The sequence below is a fragment of the Psychrobacter sp. KCTC 72983 genome, assembly GCF_014280455.1.
Classification (GTDB): Bacteria; Pseudomonadota; Gammaproteobacteria; order Pseudomonadales; family Moraxellaceae; genus Psychrobacter; species Psychrobacter pacificensis.
In genome coordinates this window covers 696,084-715,110 of the sequence record NZ_CP060390.1, presented here as the reverse complement: position 1 = coordinate 715,110, position 19,027 = coordinate 696,084, and the positions used below count along the sequence as shown (strand labels likewise).

Below are 19,027 nucleotides of genomic sequence, written 5' to 3'. Positions count from 1 at the left end.
AATATAAAATTAACCCTAAGCCTATGACTTATGAGAGTTACGTAAAGATTTTGAGCTATAAATATTGAAATGATAGGGACTGTGTATTACCAATACGCTATGCGATCCAATTGTCATATTACTAACTCGACTGTGACTGTAGTGCTTCACGGATATTGGCAGCAAATTCGCTGACATAATTAAAATGTTGATGCTGTGCGTCTTCATCAAGAATAAACTGCTTGGCTTGCTCACACATAGCGACAAGGTCATCTATCAGTTCTTGGTAGTTTAAGTTTTCTTCTCCAGCTCGCTTGATCAGATGTAGCTCATGCAGTAGCGTTTGTTGTTGTGCGCTATTCACCCTTGCATAGTTTAGATTGACCATTGCTTCGCACATTGCTTTTAGCACCATCAAATCAGCGGCTGCATAGCGGCGTATTTCACCAAGTGATACGTTGATAAAATCCGATATTTTTGGGGTGTGAGTGACCAAGGCTAGTATGGCCAGCCGTTTTTGCTTTACCTCATCTTCAGAGCTATTATCCGATTTTGGTATATAAAAATGGTAGGGACTTGGGGGCTGGCGCCGCATCATAATACTTAAGCAACTTGTCAAAGACTGTACACAGTTGACGGCTGTCTTTGGGTCATTGATACCAGGAGATAATGCTCGTACGGCAATTTCAGTCATTTGCCCCAAGCTATAGGCAATGTCATTGGAGTGTGCCAGTCGCTGCTCGATACGAATACAACCGGCAAAGCGCTGCCAAAACATCCCATCAGGTGACCGCGGTATCGTAGCTAGATGCGGTGTTGCTGTTTTTTGTTGATTGTTTGGATGATCTGCTGGACGTTGGTAAAAATATCCCATAACATTTTTGTCAGTAATATACCCACCAAGATTGACATGCATCTGTACCACACCGCCGTAGTCTTGTGACAGCGCAATCAATGACTCAAAATAGATTTGCTGTAGATAGCCTGAGCTTGGTGAATAAATAGGCATGGCAGGCCAGTTATGAAACTGCTCGACATCATGATGTTCAGCATCACGTTGATGCTGGACGTCGCATCGATCGCTGTACCAATAATAAATATTATGAATCGCATCGTTGCTGGCGTTTTGAATGACGCGCGAGGCCTGAATAGCGTGGACCATATGCTGGACAAAATAGACCAATAACAGCGCACAGATGATCGCCATGATAATGGCAAAGGTTACGGCTAATTGTGGCACACCATAAGACACGTCATACTTGTGAATGGATTTTAAGACAAGCAGGCTGTAACTAAAGGTGCCGATAAAGGCGCCGAGTACAAACTGGTTCGGAGTGTCTGTCAAAAAGTTGCGTAATAGCCGTGGGCCAAACTGGGAGGAGGCCATCGACAGCACGGCAATCGTAATTGAGAACGTCGTACCAGCAACGCCCAATACAGCGCCAGCAATAGCGGTCATGATAGCGCGTGCAGCATCATCATCACCCGTAAACGCAAAAGAGATCTCTCGAACGGTCTCGCGGTCAAAGTGCTGATCTATCGTCACCAATACCGGCGCCAGTAAGATGCCGGCGATGACGCAAGCAGTTGGAATAAACCAATAAGAGCCGATCAACTCCTGCCACAAGTTTCTTAAACGATCGGGCAGGTCAGCCAATGTCTGTAACGACCACAACTGAGTAAACTGTTTGAGCTTGCTCTGACCTGTACTAATAGTACGGATCCACAAGCTCGTTTCATCATCTTTATACACTGCCATATACTCAAAGTATCCAAAAATAGTCGTAAAGTGGCTCATCGCTATCGTTTGATAATCTTGCTCAGAGCATCAAACGATGAATTTTTTAGGGTAATGGGTTTTGGCTAATCTGTCATTAACTGGCTTTAGGATTATCAGCTTCAGTAATAATGGCACTTTTATAGTCGCGTCTACCAGCCTCTGTCTCAGCCGATGGCTCACCAGAACCTATAGGGATGATCGCCTCATTATGGTGATAGTCGCAATCAATATTGCTGTCCTTATCATAGGCGATAGGGTCGAAGTGGGGTGATGCCTCGATATCGACATTATCTCTATAAGCGCCACTGCTATTTAAGTTATCACTTGTCAGTGAATGGCTCGCCGCCGTTGTTTTTCTAAACAACTTGCCACCATTGTTATTTTTATTAGAGGCTGATTTTTTGCGCGGCTCACTATTGGCGAATATAGCACTCAATGGCAGATGTAGTTGCTGCTTAGCATACGCTTCTGTGTGCTCAAAACGATCTACCAATAAGCTGAGCCAAGGTTTTTGGTCTTCTAGCTTCATCTCATCAAGCTCATCCTTAATAGGCAATGGATAAGGCAAGGTGCGATAAAAATCCCATAATGTCATCTTACTCAGATCTTTTTTGAGTACATAGTCATCGTCTTCTGTCATGGTGATGAGGTTGCTGTCTTGGAGGTAGTTGATATAGGTGTACCATTTGGGTAACTCTTTGCGGCCCAACACATTGCGCAGCGCTTGTTCGCTGACGGCCTCACCTTTTAAATGATGGGTATATACCAAGTTCAGCATGTCCAGCAAGCTAAGTAGGGGATGGCGCGGGTAGACTTCTTCGGTCTCAAAAATCGTCAAGGTATAGCTGATCTCAACGCCTAACAAAATCAAATTCCAAGACAGGTATATCCATAACAAAAAGATAGGCAAGGCGGCAAAGGCTCCGTAAATGGCCTCGTAGCTGGTAAAGTTTGCCATCACTGTGCCAAACAGATGCTTCATCAGCTCAAAGACTATTGCGACAAACACACCCGCGATCGCTGCATTTTTTGCGGGCACACGGGCTTTGGGAATAAACCAATACATCCCTATAAAGCCGGCCATGGTGATACCAATCGATACGGCCTGTACCCAAAACCCCCAATCGATACCGTAGCCTGCTATTTGGCGATTTAAAAAACTCAAGCTTTGTACCGTGCTTGAAGCGATAAACGCCGTACCCAGCACCATAGGCCCCAAGGTCACAATTGTCCAATAGCGCAGCAGACTCTTTATACCACCTGAGCGGCTCTCCACCCGCCAGATTTGATTAAAGGCACGCTCAATGGTGGTCAAGGTCATGATGGTGGTAAAAAATAGCACCATGGCGCCGATAATGGTAAGGTTCGATGATTTTTCGGCGAAGTCATTGATATACTCACTGACTTGCATGCTCGATTGCGGCAACAAGTTGCTATAAATGACCTCGTATATCTGCGCTCTGACGGATGCCAGTGCCGGTACAGAGGACAATATCATGAGCAAAACGGTTAATACAGGCACGATCGACAGCATAGTCGTGTAGGTTAGCGATGCTGCTTTTTGCTGACAGTTGTCTTCAAAAAAATGTCGAACCAAAAATCGCAAGAATTGAAACCAGCGTTGTTGTAGAAATGGCAGTTTTTGTGAGAATTTTTCCATGTCGACCAGTTAGCAAAAGTAAGAGTGATAATAGTGTAACAAACATGCGCTGCTCACATCTGCGGTTTAATTGTGTCAAAATGCACAGCGGCTATTTGATAAGGCATCAGGTAGGCGTGGCTGGAGTAAGTGGTCGTAAAATAGTCGTCAGCTGGTTTGCATGTCAGTGAATGACTGGGGCATAATGAGCGCATATTTTACAATGCAGTTATAGGTTATATTTCGGTAGTATGAGACTAGATTATAGCGTCTGCCATAAAAGATAACATTAACGATTTTATAAGGAAGCTTTGCTAATGAGTCAGACCGCCCCTTATGTATTGGTGCTCTATTATTCTAATTACGGTACGACTAAGACATTGGCATATGCTATCGCTCAAGGGATCGAAGATGCTGGCATGACCGCACGTATTCGTACTGTCCCGACGGTGGCACCTGAAACCACATTGAGCAAGCCTGCGATACCTGATGAAGGTGACTTGTATTGTACGATGGACGATCTAAAAGACTGTAGCGGTCTGGCACTGGGTAGCCCGACGCACTTTGGCAATATGGCCGCGCCCATGAAGTATTTTTGGGACAATACCGTCACGCTCTGGCTGGCGGGAAACCTACAAAATAAGCCAGCGTCCGTATTTACAGCGACAGGCTCTATGCATGGTGGCCAAGAGTCCACATTGCTCACGATGATGTTACCATTGATGCATCACGGGATGGTCATCGTGGGTGTGCCTTATGCTGAGCCTGCATTAAATCGGACGCATCGCGGCGGGACGCCTTATGGTGCCAGTCATGTTAGCGGAGCCGCCCATGATCAGCCAGTATCGGCAGACGAGCGTGACCTAGGTATTGCACAAGGTCGCCGCTTGGCAATCACCGCTACTGCTTTAGCACAAGCAAACTGGGGTCGCTAATCGAGTCTCATGTAACCGGTGTTATAGCTCAAGCTTGATACTTAAACACTCTTTGCACTCAAATACTGATGATTAATCGCTAATAGCGACATATCTATGCTATTCATTTAGGAAGTAAAAATCTCTAATGGCTACAAACCACTCTAACAGTAAGTCTCCTAAAGTTACCAAGCCTATCGCGCCTATTGCGCAGCGCTTGATAGTCACTTGGGTGATTTGGCTGGTTTACAGATTAATGGGACTGCCTATTTTTATTAGCATCTTTAACCCAAGTAGCCCTGATATTGTGGGCGGTATCGCATGGCAAGCACTATGGCTTTTGCCAGCTTTTATACTGACGCCATGGATACTACGTGGACGCTCTCCTTATGCGTTATTGGTCGGTAGTATGTTTACTCTAATATATTTGGGCGCAAGTGGCGTGGTGCTGTTTACGCGCGCGTATGGCAGCAGCTGGGCGGAAATAGCGGTATATCTGATTGATTTTGTATTGTTGTTTGCCATCAACGTTTGGTTGTTTATTTTACTAAAACGCTTGCCGTCGATGAATAATGTTGTTAAAAAACCGCGTTCTCATTAGTAGGCTGTAATAATAGTCATTAATCTTAAGATATAAAAAAGCGGCGTTCCAAATAGGACGCCGTTTTTTTATTGCAGTATTACTTTTCAACGCTTCTGTTTACATACTTGGATTAGTTAACCTTGGTCAATTCCAAATCCATCTTCTTACCATCATTGATCTGACTGACTTTTATGGGCAAATAATCCAAGCTCGGCGCTAACCAAAAACTGGTTGAGCGGTCATTGTCGTCATGAATACGGTCAACACGGACAGTATCAAATGTACCCGCTGGAACGGTAATTTTGGTGCTGCCCGACTTTTTAAATGGTGTCTTCTCAATCTTGTCTTTTTTTGCCATGTAGTAATTGCCAGTGAACTTACCGTTTAACAGATCTTGGCGAATTTGCACCTCAAGACTCAAGTCATCAAAGGCTTGCTGCGGCATACTCAGCGTTGTGGTCTTGCCTTTATAGTTGCTGGTCACCTTTTTGCTATTTGGGTTAAAGTCTAGTTTGTGGGTACGACCCAATCCTAATAGCTTATAAGTGGTGCTGGCTTGGGTTGGAATGACATTATTACCATTGAGGGTGAACGTACTGTTTTGCGAGGCACTAGCTACCCCGGCGACGCGAGCCTTAACGTTGTATTTCCAAGTATTGCCGGACTTGTTTAACGTACGAGTCGCCGATCCTTTGTATTTGTCTTCAACGGTAAAACTATAGTTGGCCGTTGATGGCTGAACAGTCTTTGCGCTGGCAAGTGTGGGTGCGGTCATACTCAAGGCTCCAATGGTAGAAATACTGATACCTGTGATTAAGGCAGATAAAAACTTAGATGGACTGCGTTTCGTATTATTAGAAGCGTTGGGCAGTGATTTATTATGCATTGATAAAAAACTCATAAATACCTCTTAGTAGTTAATAAGATGCTGATATAGCAGCATCTATTGTCATTCTTATTATGTTCACAACGCTTATAATGGTCATACTCTGTTACATTTTCAAGAGTAAGAACCGACTGGCACGTGTGACGATTGTAGCGAATGTTGCTATGACATCTAATACGACCATCGAGGGTAACGTGCTGTAAAGCCAGCAATATAGGGTAAATAAAACGTATGGCCTCTATTAAGCCTCATCTCTGTCAGATACCGTCAGAATAATCTTGTAAATTTTTGGGCTTTACACTTGAAGCCAACCTATCTTGCCCCCACTTTTTGTTACAAGCTCAAAGCGTATCTTTAGATTGCTATGATTGAATGGCGACTCTTATAGATACTGGTATTGAGACTATTAATTCAAATAAACCCTTTATTCAAACAACCAATTTTTGGAGTCATATCGATGAACATTCGTCCTTTACATGACCGTATCGTCGTCCGTCGCATAGAAGAAGAGACAAAAACTGCTGGTGGTATTTTATTGCCGGGTTCTGCTCAAGAGAAACCTTCACAAGGTGAAGTCATTGCAGTTGGTAATGGCCAAGTTCGTGACAATGGCGAAACTCGTGCGTTAGATGTAAAAGCTGGCGACAAAGTTTTGTTCGGTCAATATGCTGGTCAAACCGTGAAGGTTGACGGTGAAGAACTATTGATTATGAAAGAGTCTGATGTACTAGGTGTGCTAGAAGGCTAGTCCTCTTGAGTATCGTTTTATACTCAGCACATCTTGACCACAGGTTCTGATAACCGCTTTTGATAAGCAACTATCAAATCATTCAATTGTATTCTCATACTTATAATAATGGAGTAATTTACCATGGCAAAAGACGTAAAATTCGGCATAGATGCCCGTAAACAAATGATGGACGGCGTAAACGTTCTAGCAAACGCAGTACGTGTCACCCTAGGCCCTAAAGGTCGCAACGTAGTTATCGATAAGTCATTTGGCGCGCCAACCATCACTAAAGATGGTGTATCAGTTGCCAAAGAAATCGAGCTTGAAAACAAATTTGAAAACATGGGTGCTCAGCTCGTTCGTGAAGTTGCTAGCCGCACAAACGATGTCGCTGGTGATGGTACAACGACTGCGACCGTATTGGCTCAGTCAATCTTGCAAGAAGGCATGAAGTCAGTGGCCGCTGGTATGAACCCAATGGATCTTAAGCGCGGTATCGACAAAGCCGTTCGCGCAGCTGTGCAAGAAATCCATAACCTATCAACCCCAGCCGACGATGAAAAAGCCATCGCGCAAGTCGGTTCTATCTCTGCAAACTCAGACACCAAAATCGGTGAATTGATCTCGCAAGCGATGCAAAAAGTTGGTAAGCAAGGCGTTATCACCGTTGAAGAAGGTTCAAGCTTCGAAGATACCCTAGAAGTGGTCGAAGGTATGCAGTTTGACCGTGGTTATATCAGCCCGTACTTTGCCAACAAGCAAGACAGCTTGACTGCTGAATTTGAAAACCCATATATCCTATTGGTTGACAAAAAAATCAGCAACATCCGTGAGATCGTGCCATTACTTGAGCAAGTCATGCAGCAAAGCAAACCATTGCTAATCATCGCTGAAGACGTAGAAAACGAAGCATTGGCAACTCTAGTTGTAAACAACATGCGTGGCGGCTTAAAAACTTGTGCGGTTAAAGCACCAGGTTTTGGCGATCGTCGTAAAGCCATGCTAGAAGACATCGCAACGCTAACGGGCGGCACCGTAATCTCTGAAGAGATTGGCCTAAGCCTAGAGACGGCGACCCTTGAGCAATTGGGTACTGCGAAAAAAGTCACTGTTGGTAAAGAAAACACCGTGATCGTTGATGGCGCTGGTAACAAAGCTGACATCGAAAACCGTGTTGAGTCTATCAACCGTCAGATCGCAGAGTCTACTTCTGATTATGATAAAGAAAAACTACAAGAGCGCGTTGCGAAACTAGCAGGCGGCGTAGCAGTAATCAAAGTTGGCGCAGCGACTGAAACTGAAATGAAAGAGAAGAAAGACCGTGTTGACGATGCGCTACATGCCACTCGTGCCGCGGTTGAAGAAGGCGTTGTACCTGGCGGCGGCGTTGCGTTAGTTCGTGCGATGAATGCACTGTCTGAGCTAAAAGGCGACAACGACGACCAAGACGCTGGTATCAACATCCTACGCCGCGCGATGGAAGCACCGTTACGTCAAATCGTTACCAACGCTGGCGAAGAAGCATCAGTGGTTGTTAACGCAGTGAAAAACGGCACGGGTAACTACGGTTACAATGCGGCATCTGGTGAGTACGGCGATATGCTTGAGATGGGTATCCTTGATCCAGCCAAAGTATCACGCTCAGCACTAGAGAACGCTGCCTCTGTTGCTGGTCTCATGCTAACGACTGAAGCCATGATTACTGACCTACCAGAAAAAGATGATGGTATGGCTGGCATGGGCGGTGCTGGTGGAATGGGCGGTATGGGTGGAATGGGCGGCATGATGTAATTTTACTGTCGCTGCAAAGTGGTTTTTCTTTGTTAGACGCGCTCAATGTACAATAAGTACTATTTTCGCTCGTCTTCCTTGATAAATCACTTTTCGCAAAAAGTAAAATCAACCTCATAAAGTCTATTTGACTATTCAAGGCTCTGCTATCGAAAGATAGCAGGGCTTTTTTATGCTCGATAATAAAGTTATGTAATAATTCAACTTCACTAGCTATTTATATTAATCTTAATAGACTTAACGTCAGGGAAGGCCGTGCTCGAGATTGCCCATTAGTGTTAAAAGTCTTACACAAAAATAGGTAAAGTCGTCTTGTTAATAACCTTTCTTACTGATAAATGCGTGTGTATGTCCTTTACGCTAGCAAGTTTATGTAGCTTACGTGTGAACCGCTCATAACCATCGAGATTGGGGCTTACCACTTCTAATAAATAATCGTAAGAACCCGATACCACATGTCCATTGATGACCTCGTCCATATTGGATAGGGCATTCTCAAAGGTTGCAATAGATTCTTCTTGGTGGTTGTTCAGACTCACCTCCACAAAAAAACTCATCGCAATACCCGCTTTGGCTTTGTTTATGTTTGCTTGATAGTTCTCTATATAACCTTCATCTTCCAAACGTTTTAGGCGCCTTGCGCAAGGAGATGGCGACAGCCCTATACGTTCAGATAGTTCTGCCGTAGATAAGCGTGCTTCTTTTTGGAGCACTTCCAAGATATGACGGTCGATTTTGTCCATAATTTGCCTTTTGGCTTTTTAAGCCAAGAATTTTGATTTAATTAGCATTATCGACCAAATATTTGGGAAATTGCAATGAATAAATAGAGATAAAAGCGCGTATTTTAATCGATAATTGGTCTTTGTATACCTGCATAAGACACGACTATGAATACGATATTCCACCCCTCGTCGCGCAAAAACCCTTTGTTTATAATGTCGCCACTGACCAAAGGCTATGTGGCGATGAGCGTCGTCTTATTGATTTGGTCAGGATTTGCGTTGACTGTGCGAGCGGTTGGGGCGTCGTCGCTCAGCATTGCGGATGTCATGCTCATTCGCTTTAGTGTACCGCTCGTTTTGTTGACCCCTTGGGCGCTCTCTAGTTGGCATGAAATCAAAAATATCAGACTGCCAGATATCCTATTTATTTTATTTGGCGGGGTGCCGTTTCTTTTGTTGGCGGCTTTTGGTGCCAGCATCTTACATGGGCACTATTTTGACAGGCACACCAGTCTTCTTTGCCGCATTATTGTCTTTTATTTTTTATCGTCAGCGAATATCGTTGAGAAAATTTGCCGCATTAACCCTTATTCTCTTTGGTATCGCGACTATGATTGGCGGGCATGCACAGGCAATACCTAATAGTCTTCTGTACGGAGTGGGGTTACTGTTGACGGCAAGCCTGATTTGGGCGGGTTATACATTAGGGTTAAAAAGCACCACGTTAAGTCCAATAGCTATCGCGATCGTGCTCTCTTATACCTCTTTTTTTCTGACATTGGTGGTGGTTTTGTCGGGCATGATGGACACCAATATAGGTTCTGTATCCTTTGATGAGGTGCTGCCTTTTATCCTAATACAAGGACTTGGCGTAGGGGTGGTATCAACCCTTGCATTTTCTTATGCGGTCAAACAGCTGGGCTCCATTCGTACCTTATTACTTGGCTCTTTGTCCCCAGGATTAACCGCTATACTCGCTGCGTTGATACTCAAAGAGTCTCTATCAGTCATCATGATATGCGGAATCGTACTTAGTACCATTGGCGTCATTTTGTCCAATCGAGCGAAATAAATGACGCAAGTGTCATGGCGAATACGATTTGCAACCAATGAAAGATGAAGAAAATTATAGGTTAGCTCACGGCTGGAAGATTATTGAAAAAGGTCGTTAATAATGCCCCATGGTTATTAGGCGATAAACTAAATGGGGCTAATTTTTATTTATTGATGGTGGCTCAGTAGGTGCAAGCCCTAGGTTCTGTTGAACATTCAAATGTGGTACTACGCTGAAAGGCTGAGGCTAAAATCACCCCAACCGTTGCTGAAAATCTAGCCAAGGTCTCGGCATTACCAGCCGTTTTTTATATCAAGTTACTGATCCGCCGCATCGCGTCTAAACACCCACGTCTTATCATCAGACGCCTCGATACAGTAATAATAACCCGCCAAATCAAACTTCTTTAGCTGCTCAGCACTGGTCAGCTTATTGTCTGCTGCGTACTTGACCATCAGTCCGCGTGCTTTTTTGGCATAAAAGCTAATGACTTTATACGTGCCATTCTTTTCGTCTTCGAACCGTGGCGTGATGATATCCGCCTTCAGTGCTTTCTTTTTCACCGCTTTAAAATACTCGTTCGACGCCAGATTGATCAAGACCTTGTCCTCACTATCTGCCATACGAGCATTGATAACGTCAGTTATTTCTTCTCCCCAAAACTCATAAAGATTATCACCGCGCGCGTTTTTTAGCTTTGTACCCATCTCTAAACGATAAGGCTGAATAAGATCCAACGGTTTTAATACCCCATAAAGACCTGACAAAATACCCAGATGTTCATTGACGTAGATGGACGTTTCTTTATCCATGTGATACATATCAAGACCGGTATAAACATCACCGTCGAACAAGTAGCCCGCCGGCTTTGCTGCATTACCAGACTCATCATCAGTAAACGGCTTATCTTCGCTCCAATGCCATTGTTGATTGCGCGTGGCATTGAGTTGCGCAAGATCATCAGAGATGCTCATCAACTCTTGCAGATCAACGGGCTCTTTGGACTTCAATACTTTCATGAGTGACTGTGAGTGCGCGATCAGTTCAGGCTGACTATAGTAGTTGCCCAAGTTCACTGGTATAGCGTCTGTTTCATTCAAAGATTTGGCAGGAGAGAGTAAAAAATACATGGTGAGTCCTTATTATCGTGAGTCAATGACCGACCTGTTCAGATATCAAGCATTCTTATTATACGACAGCTGCGAGTTTAACTTGACTTGACCTTGAGTGTTTTATGTTTTTTTTAAGGGGATATGGCAATGCGTAAATGTCCATACAGTTAGCCTCTATTAAAGCGAGACCTTGTTATATAAGGGATAGAGGTTTTTTGAAAAAATAAAAAACTTTAATATAACAACAAAAGTTATGCAGATGGTATCAATACCTAACTTTTTATCTTACTTGTTGGTCATCATTAGACAATGAAAGTTGGCAGATTATGTCTCTATAATAAAAAGGCATGATGGTAAACAATACATCATTTATTAAATTGATAGTCTTTATTTATGATATTGGATAAGTCATGGTTAAGGATTTTTGTCCCCTATGCTTTTGAAAATGCGTTGAGGGTATTAAGGGTAAGTCATTCTATATAAGTAAGGAGACGATATGAAAATCGGTGTAATCAGTGCAGATATCGCGAGTGAAAGCCGTGTCGCACTAACCCCAGACGCAGTCAAAAAATTGCGCAAGCTTGGGTTTGAAGTCGTCATTCAGTCAGGTGCAGGCCAAGCAGCGTATTATGCTGATGCGTTGTATCAGGCGGCAGGAGCCGACATTGCCAGCAGCAGCGCCGAGGTGATTGCCCAGTCTCAAATTATTACCACCATTCACGACTTGCCCGCCGAAGTGGCAGAGCATTTGAGTGCAGGCCAAATCGTCGTCGGTATGCTAGACCCGTATCGCAACACTCAGCTTGACACTTATGCGGCCAAAGGTGCGACGGCTTTTGCAATGGAGTTATTACCGCGCACATTATCACGTGCGCAAAACATGGACGTATTGTCATCGCAGGCTAACCTTGCTGGTTATAAAGCGGTATTGCTCGCGGCTAACGAATACTCTCGTCCTTTTCCTATGTTTATGACATCTGCGGGTACAGTCAAGCCAGCCAAAGTGGTTATTTTGGGCGTAGGCGTGGCAGGTCTGCAAGCGATTGCAACGGCAAAGCGTCTAGGCGCGGTTGTAGAAGCGAGTGATTTGCGTCCTGCGGCAAAAGAGCAGGTCGAATCACTTGGTGGTAAATGGCTGGATGTGCCGATGAGTGATGACGAAGCACAAAAAGCCAAAGCAACGGGCGGCTATGCGTGGACGCCATCAGAACAATATATCAAAGACCAAGCTGCTGTGGTTGACAAGGCACTCAGCAATGCTGACATTGTCATTACCACAGCACAGATTCCTGGTCGTAATGCCCCGCGTCTCGTGCACGCGGCAACCCTTGCCAAAATGAAAGCAGGTTCTGTCCTGATCGATATGGCTGCTGGTACCGGTGGTAACGTCGAAGGCAGTGCGCCAAATGAGACCATCACCACAGAAAACGGCGTACGTATCGTTGGTGCCGCCAATATCCCATCTATGCTAGCCGCACAGTCGTCAGATCTATACGCCAATAACTTGGTTAACTTTATCACGACTTTGATTGCACCTGCTGGCGACGATGCAGCAGCAAACGACCTTTCGCTTAACTTAGATATGGAAGATGAGATTCAGGGTGCACTGGCAGTGACCCACGACAACCAAGTGCGCTTGGCCAAACGCTAGCCCTTGCTGGTCGCCATACATTTGCCAGACACGAATAAATTTTTAGGAGGATGAGATGATCGCCATCATTTTAGCGGCAGCGCCTGCCGGTGCAGCCATGAGTAGCACACCATTTGTCGCGATTTTTACCGTATTTGTACTCGCTATCTTTGTCGGATACTACGTCGTCTGGGGCGTGACCCCAGCGCTACATACGCCATTGATGGCGGTGACCAACGCCTTATCAAGTATCGTGATCGTCGGTGCGATGCTACAGACTGTCCATATCGACGGCTCGATGTTTACACCGACCAGTTTGCTTGGTGCTTTTGCGGTATTTTTGGCCAGTATCAATATCTTTGGTGGTTTTGCGGTGACTGAACGTATGCTCGCGATGTTCAAACCCAAAGTAAAAAAAGCCCCAGCAGCAAGCACTGATAATGGAGGCAACGCATGAATGATTTATCAGCGATGATTGCGGCGAATGCGGATTGGTTCTATCTGGTTGGTGCGATCCTTTTTGTTTTAACGTTACGCGGATTGTCGAGTCCAAAGACAGCGATTCGTGGCAACCGCTTTGGTATGGTAGCGATGGCGATTGCCGTCGTGACGACGTTCTTTTTAGCAGAAGGTCCTGTCCTTTGGCTCATTATTGGCGCGATGATTTTAGGTGCGCTGGTTGGTATGTGGAAGGCAAAAACCGTTGCCATGACGCAGATGCCAGAAACCGTAGCGTTGATGCATTCATTTGTCGGTTTGGCAGCGGTTGCGATTGCCCTTGCGACGGTATTACACACTGAGCAAGAACATGGCGCGGTTGCCCGTGTTGAGCTATTTATCGGTTGCTTTATCGGTGCGATTACTTTTTCTGCCTCTGTCTTTGCTTTTGGTAAACTGGCAGCAAAAAGCTGGGCAAAAACAGTCACTGGCGGCTGGGTAAAACCTGTTCAAGCCTTGCTATTTATAGCGATGATTGGGTTTGGCGGCGTGTATTTTGTCACGGATTCCTTGCCTGCGTTTTATGCGATGACAGTGATTGCAGTGATTTTTGGCTGGATGTGGATTGCGCCTATCGGCGGCGGTGATATGCCAGTGGTCGTGTCGCTACTGAACTCATTTTCAGGTTGGGCGGCAGCAGGTATTGGCTTTACCCTTGGCAACTCGATGCTCATTATCGCAGGTTCGCTTGTTGGCTCCTCAGGTGCGATTTTATCTTATATCATGTGTAAAGCCATGAACCGCTCTCTACTAAACGTTTTGTTTGGCGGTATGGGCACGTCAGCGGCCGCTGCAGGCGGTGATGATGGCGCACCAAAAACATACAAATCAGGCTCAGCAGAAGACGCAGGGTTCCTTATGTCCAATGCCAGCAACGTGGTCATCGTACCAGGTTACGGTATGGCACAAGGCCGCGCGCAAAACGCGGTAAAAGAATTGTACGAGCTATTAAAAGACGAAGGTGTCAACGTTCGCTTTGCCATTCATCCTGTTGCTGGTCGTATGCCAGGGCACATGAACGTACTATTGGCAGAAGCCGACGTGCCTTATGATGATATTCTAGAGATGGATGAGATTAATTCCGACTTTGCCAGTACCGATGTGGTCTTGGTCATCGGTGCCAACGACGTCGTCAATCCGTCAGCAAAAGACGATCCGACATCTCCTATCTTTGGTATGCCCATTTTAGAAGCCAACAAAGCGCAAACGGTGATGGTCATCAAGCGTTCGATGAGCACCGGCTATGCAGGTCTTGATAACAGCCTCTTCTATATGGACAAAACCATGATGATCTTTGGTGATGCCAAGAAAATGGTCGAAGAGATGGTGCGTAGTATCAATGGTGGTGGTCACTAACATTTAAAATAGGATGTTAATAAAGGACTCTCGCCCGTAAGATTTTGAACAAGGAAAGTCACTGAGGTGGCTTTTTTTGCGTTAAAGTGATCAACGTTTCGGAAACAACGATAAAAAAATATCGTTGAGCCGTTCAACCTTCAGTCATAAACACAACAAAGTAAGAGTACTATTTATGAATATGTTACTGCGCTTTTTTATTATGGTCAGTTTGCTTAAGCAGCAGCTCAAGCATGAGCCCATGAGTGAGACGATTAGTCTTGAGACCTTGATCGCACCGACTGTCCGTAACTATCGGGTATTACCGCATGACATGGGGTTTCGCGATCATCTGCCCAATTATCGTTACTTGTCATTTATTGAGCTAAACGTGACACGCTGGGTGATGGCACGCTGTCATGAAAAAGGCATCAAGCCTCTGAACTGGGTCATTGCCATGCAAGAGATGGTTTATCTCAAACAAATCAAGTTTTTGGATAAAATGACGCTTAGCAGTGCGGTTGCAGGCTGGGATCACAAATATGTGTATTTTGAGCATCGATTTTTTGTCAAAAATCAGCTCATGGGCGTTGGTATGACCAAGTTTGTATTTACCGATGATACCGGTATGCGTACGCCAGAGGTGTTGGATATGACAGGGGAGCGGTTGACGGAAGTGATTAACACATGGAATAACCACCAAGTTGCTGTGAAATCTACCAAGTCAGCCTAAACCACATTGAAACCCAGTATTAAAAAATAGCGCCCTATAATAACTTGGCTATAATCATTTGCTAAATTTTGGTAGGATAGAGTCCATCAAATCGCCAATACTAAGGCGAGACTACTATTTCTAAAACGACTAAAAAAAGGTACCGTTATGACCCCACAAAAATTAAAATGGACAGACAGCTTAGATATCGCAATCGAGCTTTATGAAAAATTTCCAGAGACTGATCCGCAGTACATACGCTTTACCGATTTGCATCGCTGGGTGACGGAGCTTGAAGGCTTTGATGATGATCCGCAGCGCTCAAACGAAGGTATCTTAGAAGCCATTCAAATGAATTGGATCGATGAAGCCGACTAATCGACTCTATAACGTTGAGCAGTGTTATCAATAAAAATTCAATAAATCAAAAAGGCCGCATCATGACATCACAAACTAAAGAGCTGCCAGAAGCGATAGCGTGTCGCGGTATCAGTGTTCGCACCACCAATCACGCTGAGATTAGCCACGACACTGCCAAGCTTGGTAGATTGTGGCAGAAGTTTTACCAGAATTACGCAGGACAGTTGCCTGAAGGCGAAGATATTTACGGTATTTATCATAACTATGAGAGTGATGATTTAGCAGGCGCGTTTGATGTTGTCGCTAGCTGGAAAACAGCCAGTGAGAAGGATGAGCAATCAGGCAGTAAAATTGCGGCTAATATGAGCGATGTGGTCAGCGTCATAATCCCCGAAGGTAAGTATTTAGTATTCACCGAAGAGGGCAGAATGCCTAACACGGTCATGAATGCATGGGAGAAGGCTTGGGAGTACTTCCATGATCGTGATTGCGAGCATACTCGCACTTATAATGTCGATTTTGAGCATTATATTGGGGGTAATTTAGAATATGGGCAATTGGATCTTTATATTGGTATTGAGTGAGGCTATCATATCAACACTATAAGAAGTCTACTTTACTATAATAGACCTCTTGGATAAGTCATCGCTAGCCCTTGTAACTCCGTCAGTAAAAGTCAATGAACTGGTACTTTTGCAAGAGGTCTAATAATCTGCGCCGCGGCATCAATTGAGCTATCAGATGAGTGATTTTTAAGATGCTTAGGCGTGTAGCTTATGCGCGTATTGTTTAATAGGTAGCTACTCTACGATAGAAGCATTTATTCAGGTAAGTTGGATCAATGAGGCCGACGAAGCATTATTTATGCTTATTGATACAGTCATAAAAAATCCCCAGCTATATTTTTATTATAGCTGGGGATTTTTCCATTAGGAGTAATGTATCAAGGTTATCTATTCAATGCTAGTTAAAAAGCTTTAGTCACGCCAATGGTAAAGGTACGTGGTAGGTTTGGTCTAGCACCGTATGGCGTACGGCTCACAATAACTTGTTTGTCAGCGATGTTTTCAACCTTACCAAAGACCTTAGCATCATAACCGATAGGGTAGTGGGTAATAGCATCAAAAGTGAATAACGAGTCAGTCTCGCTACGCGGCTCATTAGTACGATTGCAGCCCACTGATTCACAAATGCCGCCAGCATATTTGGCAGTCAAGTAAGTATCCCAACCTGAATCCATCTCGATTCCGGCGCGTACACTGGCTTGATTTTTGGGCACTAGCGTTAAGCGATCGCCATCTAAAGTGTCTTTGTAGTCCTCGGCAAGCTCAGCTTGGGTGTAAGTATAAGTGGCATGCAGCGGAATACTGAATCCATCTCCATCAAAGCGAGTGCCAGCCATTAACTCAAGCCCTGCGATCACCGCAGAACCACTCTCTTTTTCGGTACCTGACGTTATGGCATCTGAGCCACTGCCGCAAGGCACGTTTTCTGTGCAGTTTCTGATTACAGAATCAAAGTCACTATAAAACCCAACGGCCTCAATATAATTGTTACCATCAATATAGCGCGTACCGATTTCATAGTTGATACTTTCTTCAGGATCCGTGTTGTCATCTTCGGACACTCCAGCACCTAATGGGCTGAAGCCTTTGTGGACCCCACCTATAAGCTGTACTTCATCATTGAGTTGATAGCTTGCGGATAAACCTGGCAAAAATATAGACTGAGTATTGCTCACGCGTGCTTGATTATCAGTATCAACACCGCGTGTCTCTTCAGTATCAATATACTCGTAACGCATGGCTAGGTTTAGAAGTAAGGGGTCAGTCACTTGCCACTTATCAGTTAGCCAAAGACTAGTTGCGTTGGCTCTTTCTTCGCGGTTATTACTGCCATTAGGGACTTTGGTGCTTTGATAAATTAAATTACCGTCTACCTGATTAAAAATATCGCTTGGCTGATAGCGCTCAACTTTGTCACGGTGATAGCGAGCACCTACATCAATATTGTGATCGCCATAGGCACTTAAAATGTCAGTATTGAAGTTCGTCTGAACACCGGTACTATAATAAGTGCGATCATTGGCTTTTAATTCGATACCTGCTAAATCCTCGGTACCATCTAGCTGCCCTTGGGTGATATTGCCTTCATAAAAATCATTGATTTTGTTATCATTGAGCTTATACCAGTTACGATGGGTTTTATTGTAATAAGCGGTAGTACGTAGCTCGCTATTATTATCCGTGATCCAGTTGTGCGTCAAGTTAAGTCCGGTATGTTCGTCTTGTATGTTATCAAGCGCAGACATCGGGTAGCGTCTGTTAGGATTTTTATTGAAGTCAGCATCTGTTAAACCTAAGTAAGTCTCATCACTAGATCTATCAGAATACTGTGCTTTGGCAAACAAACTATGCGCAGGATTGATCTGATAACGACCCTTTAGGACATAATCTTGATTGTCATAGTCGCCAATGTCTTTACCATCAATTTCTTTAAAGCCTTTGCCTCGTTGTTGCACAGTTTCAATTGAGCCTGCAAAGTCGCCTTCGCGTCCACCAGCATAAGCATGAACATCCACACCGCCACGGTCGTTGATTGAGGTCATCGCTTGACCGCCATTAGTGGCAGGAATAGGGGTTGATAAATAGTTAATAACGCCACCAGTCGTTTGCGGCCCATAACGTAGCAGCGGCGCGCCTTTTAGAATCTCAACACCTGACATACGCAGCGCTGTCGGATGATAGTAGGCGGCAGGGGCAGCATAAGGAGCGGGTGCGATAGGAATACCGTCCTCCATTAAATGCACTTTACTACTACGTCCACCGATACCAGCACGAATACTGATGTTAGGACGTAAGCCCAACCCATCTTCTTCAGAGACGTAAACCCCTGGCACGGTCTTTAAAACTTGGTTAATATCTGTAATGTACTCATTTTCTAACTGTTCGTTATCGACGTAATAACCAGAACCCGTCATCAAGGGCACATTGTCTTTACTACCGATAACAGTAATTTCGTCTAAGGTTACCGAGACTGCTGATTCTTCGAGATTACCTTGCTGGGTATCAACGCTTTGCGCATAAACTGCCTGCATGGACAAGGCTAAAGTGGACAATAAAAATATAGTAACAGACTTATAAGGATGAGACATCGCACGGGCTCCAAAACGAAAACATAAAAATTAATGCTGCATTTTTGTAAAAACGAATATTAACAATAATGATTATCGTTTGCAAGCAGTAAGCAACATTTATATATCCTATTTTTAATGGATCTACCCAAATTTTAGTGGTTAT

The 19,027-nt window shown here is 44.4% G+C and carries 18 protein-coding genes; 12 read left to right on the top strand and 6 right to left on the bottom strand.

Annotated elements, in window-relative coordinates:
* Positions 1-121: 121 nt before the first annotated feature.
* A complete protein-coding gene (locus PSBA01_RS02965) occupies positions 122-1,738 on the bottom strand; it encodes a DUF2254 domain-containing protein (protein ID WP_186475012.1) in 1,617 nt (538 codons plus the stop codon).
* Between the two features lie 115 nt (positions 1,739-1,853).
* Positions 1,854-3,419 carry a YihY/virulence factor BrkB family protein gene (locus PSBA01_RS02960; RefSeq protein WP_186475011.1) on the bottom strand — a complete coding sequence of 522 codons (1,566 nt, stop codon included), beginning with the start codon at positions 3,417-3,419 and terminating at the stop codon, positions 1,854-1,856.
* Positions 3,420-3,715: 296 nt separating this feature from the next.
* On the opposite strand from PSBA01_RS02960, the gene wrbA reads away from it, so the two are divergent.
* Complete coding sequence (gene wrbA, locus PSBA01_RS02955) at positions 3,716-4,333, top strand: NAD(P)H:quinone oxidoreductase (RefSeq protein WP_186475010.1); 618 nt, start codon at positions 3,716-3,718, stop codon at positions 4,331-4,333.
* 127 nt (positions 4,334-4,460) lie between these two features.
* A complete protein-coding gene (locus PSBA01_RS02950) occupies positions 4,461-4,913 on the top strand; it encodes a hypothetical protein (RefSeq protein WP_186475009.1) in 453 nt (150 codons plus the stop codon).
* Between the two features lie 112 nt (positions 4,914-5,025).
* Here PSBA01_RS02950 and PSBA01_RS02945 read toward each other — a convergent pair whose 3' ends face one another.
* Entirely contained in the window at positions 5,026-5,781 is a 756-nt protein-coding gene (locus tag PSBA01_RS02945) for a DUF3108 domain-containing protein (RefSeq protein WP_228724663.1), read from the bottom strand.
* A gap of 457 nt (positions 5,782-6,238) precedes the next feature.
* Between PSBA01_RS02945 and groES the strand changes: the two genes are divergently transcribed.
* Both groES and groL read left to right on the top strand, forming a co-directional pair.
* On the top strand, positions 6,239-6,529 hold the full coding sequence (gene groES, locus PSBA01_RS02940) for a co-chaperone GroES (RefSeq protein WP_058024926.1): 291 nt from the start codon (positions 6,239-6,241) through the stop codon (positions 6,527-6,529).
* Between the two features lie 123 nt (positions 6,530-6,652).
* Positions 6,653-8,302 carry a chaperonin GroEL gene (gene groL / locus PSBA01_RS02935; protein ID WP_058024925.1) on the top strand — a complete coding sequence of 550 codons (1,650 nt, stop codon included), beginning with the start codon at positions 6,653-6,655 and terminating at the stop codon, positions 8,300-8,302.
* 287 nt (positions 8,303-8,589) lie between these two features.
* Here the strand turns inward: groL and PSBA01_RS02930 are convergent, their stop codons facing one another.
* Complete coding sequence (locus tag PSBA01_RS02930; RefSeq protein ID WP_075106957.1) at positions 8,590-9,045, bottom strand: Lrp/AsnC family transcriptional regulator; 456 nt, start codon at positions 9,043-9,045, stop codon at positions 8,590-8,592.
* 147 nt (positions 9,046-9,192) lie between these two features.
* Between PSBA01_RS02930 and PSBA01_RS02925 the strand changes: the two genes are divergently transcribed.
* Together PSBA01_RS02925 and PSBA01_RS02920 are read left to right on the top strand one after the other, a co-directional pair.
* On the top strand, positions 9,193-9,669 hold the full coding sequence (locus PSBA01_RS02925; protein WP_186475007.1) for a hypothetical protein: 477 nt from the start codon (positions 9,193-9,195) through the stop codon (positions 9,667-9,669).
* Positions 9,590-10,099 (top strand): DMT family transporter, encoded by a 510-nt coding sequence (locus PSBA01_RS02920; RefSeq protein ID WP_186475006.1) that lies wholly within the window; start codon positions 9,590-9,592, stop codon positions 10,097-10,099. The genes PSBA01_RS02925 and PSBA01_RS02920 overlap by 80 nt, the downstream gene beginning before the upstream one ends.
* Before the next feature lie 299 nt (positions 10,100-10,398).
* On the opposite strand, the gene yaaA is transcribed toward PSBA01_RS02920, so the two are convergent.
* Positions 10,399-11,211, bottom strand: a complete 813-nt coding sequence (gene yaaA, locus PSBA01_RS02915) for a peroxide stress protein YaaA (RefSeq protein ID WP_186475005.1) — start codon at positions 11,209-11,211, stop codon at positions 10,399-10,401.
* A gap of 478 nt (positions 11,212-11,689) precedes the next feature.
* Here yaaA and PSBA01_RS02910 point away from each other — a divergent pair, with 478 nt between their 5' ends.
* The 6 genes from PSBA01_RS02910 (at position 11,690) to PSBA01_RS02885 (ending at position 16,312) form a co-directional block, all read left to right on the top strand.
* Entirely contained in the window at positions 11,690-12,844 is a 1,155-nt protein-coding gene (locus PSBA01_RS02910; RefSeq protein ID WP_186475004.1) for an NAD(P) transhydrogenase subunit alpha, read from the top strand.
* A 97-nt stretch (positions 12,845-12,941) separates the two neighbouring features.
* Entirely contained in the window at positions 12,942-13,280 is a 339-nt protein-coding gene (locus tag PSBA01_RS02905; protein WP_212564546.1) for a proton-translocating transhydrogenase family protein, read from the top strand.
* Positions 13,277-14,677 carry an NAD(P)(+) transhydrogenase (Re/Si-specific) subunit beta gene (locus PSBA01_RS02900; RefSeq protein ID WP_414706365.1) on the top strand — a complete coding sequence of 467 codons (1,401 nt, stop codon included), beginning with the start codon at positions 13,277-13,279 and terminating at the stop codon, positions 14,675-14,677. The genes PSBA01_RS02905 and PSBA01_RS02900 overlap by 4 nt, the downstream gene beginning before the upstream one ends.
* 175 nt (positions 14,678-14,852) lie before the next feature.
* Positions 14,853-15,389 carry an acyl-CoA thioesterase gene (locus PSBA01_RS02895; RefSeq protein ID WP_186475002.1) on the top strand — a complete coding sequence of 179 codons (537 nt, stop codon included), beginning with the start codon at positions 14,853-14,855 and terminating at the stop codon, positions 15,387-15,389.
* A 147-nt stretch (positions 15,390-15,536) separates the two neighbouring features.
* Positions 15,537-15,746, top strand: a complete 210-nt coding sequence (gene iscX, locus PSBA01_RS02890) for a Fe-S cluster assembly protein IscX (RefSeq protein ID WP_011279849.1) — start codon at positions 15,537-15,539, stop codon at positions 15,744-15,746.
* A gap of 62 nt (positions 15,747-15,808) precedes the next feature.
* Positions 15,809-16,312, top strand: coding sequence for a GyrI-like domain-containing protein (locus tag PSBA01_RS02885; RefSeq protein ID WP_186475001.1), 504 nt, complete (start codon positions 15,809-15,811; stop codon positions 16,310-16,312).
* Positions 16,313-16,695: 383 nt separating this feature from the next.
* Here PSBA01_RS02885 and PSBA01_RS02880 read toward each other — a convergent pair whose 3' ends face one another.
* Entirely contained in the window at positions 16,696-18,882 is a 2,187-nt protein-coding gene (locus PSBA01_RS02880; RefSeq protein WP_071003240.1) for a TonB-dependent receptor family protein, read from the bottom strand.
* Positions 18,883-19,027 lie beyond the last annotated feature (145 nt).

Coding starts and splice junctions, on each gene's coding strand:
- PSBA01_RS02965 (WP_186475012.1), bottom strand. CDS start 1,738: ATGGCAGTGTATAAAGATGATGAAACGAGCTTGTGGATCCGTACTATT.
- PSBA01_RS02960 (WP_186475011.1), bottom strand. CDS start 3,419: ATGGAAAAATTCTCACAAAAACTGCCATTTCTACAACAACGCTGGTTT.
- wrbA (WP_186475010.1), top strand. CDS start 3,716: ATGAGTCAGACCGCCCCTTATGTATTGGTGCTCTATTATTCTAATTAC.
- PSBA01_RS02950 (WP_186475009.1), top strand. CDS start 4,461: ATGGCTACAAACCACTCTAACAGTAAGTCTCCTAAAGTTACCAAGCCT.
- PSBA01_RS02945 (WP_228724663.1), bottom strand. CDS start 5,781: ATGCATAATAAATCACTGCCCAACGCTTCTAATAATACGAAACGCAGT.
- groES (WP_058024926.1), top strand. CDS start 6,239: ATGAACATTCGTCCTTTACATGACCGTATCGTCGTCCGTCGCATAGAA.
- groL (WP_058024925.1), top strand. CDS start 6,653: ATGGCAAAAGACGTAAAATTCGGCATAGATGCCCGTAAACAAATGATG.
- PSBA01_RS02930 (WP_075106957.1), bottom strand. CDS start 9,045: ATGGACAAAATCGACCGTCATATCTTGGAAGTGCTCCAAAAAGAAGCA.
- PSBA01_RS02925 (WP_186475007.1), top strand. CDS start 9,193: ATGAATACGATATTCCACCCCTCGTCGCGCAAAAACCCTTTGTTTATA.
- yaaA (WP_186475005.1), bottom strand. CDS start 11,211: ATGTATTTTTTACTCTCTCCTGCCAAATCTTTGAATGAAACAGACGCT.
- PSBA01_RS02910 (WP_186475004.1), top strand. CDS start 11,690: ATGAAAATCGGTGTAATCAGTGCAGATATCGCGAGTGAAAGCCGTGTC.
- PSBA01_RS02905 (WP_212564546.1), top strand. CDS start 12,942: ATGAGTAGCACACCATTTGTCGCGATTTTTACCGTATTTGTACTCGCT.
- PSBA01_RS02900 (WP_414706365.1), top strand. CDS start 13,277: ATGAATGATTTATCAGCGATGATTGCGGCGAATGCGGATTGGTTCTAT.
- PSBA01_RS02895 (WP_186475002.1), top strand. CDS start 14,853: ATGAATATGTTACTGCGCTTTTTTATTATGGTCAGTTTGCTTAAGCAG.
- iscX (WP_011279849.1), top strand. CDS start 15,537: ATGACCCCACAAAAATTAAAATGGACAGACAGCTTAGATATCGCAATC.
- PSBA01_RS02885 (WP_186475001.1), top strand. CDS start 15,809: ATGACATCACAAACTAAAGAGCTGCCAGAAGCGATAGCGTGTCGCGGT.
- PSBA01_RS02880 (WP_071003240.1), bottom strand. CDS start 18,882: ATGTCTCATCCTTATAAGTCTGTTACTATATTTTTATTGTCCACTTTA.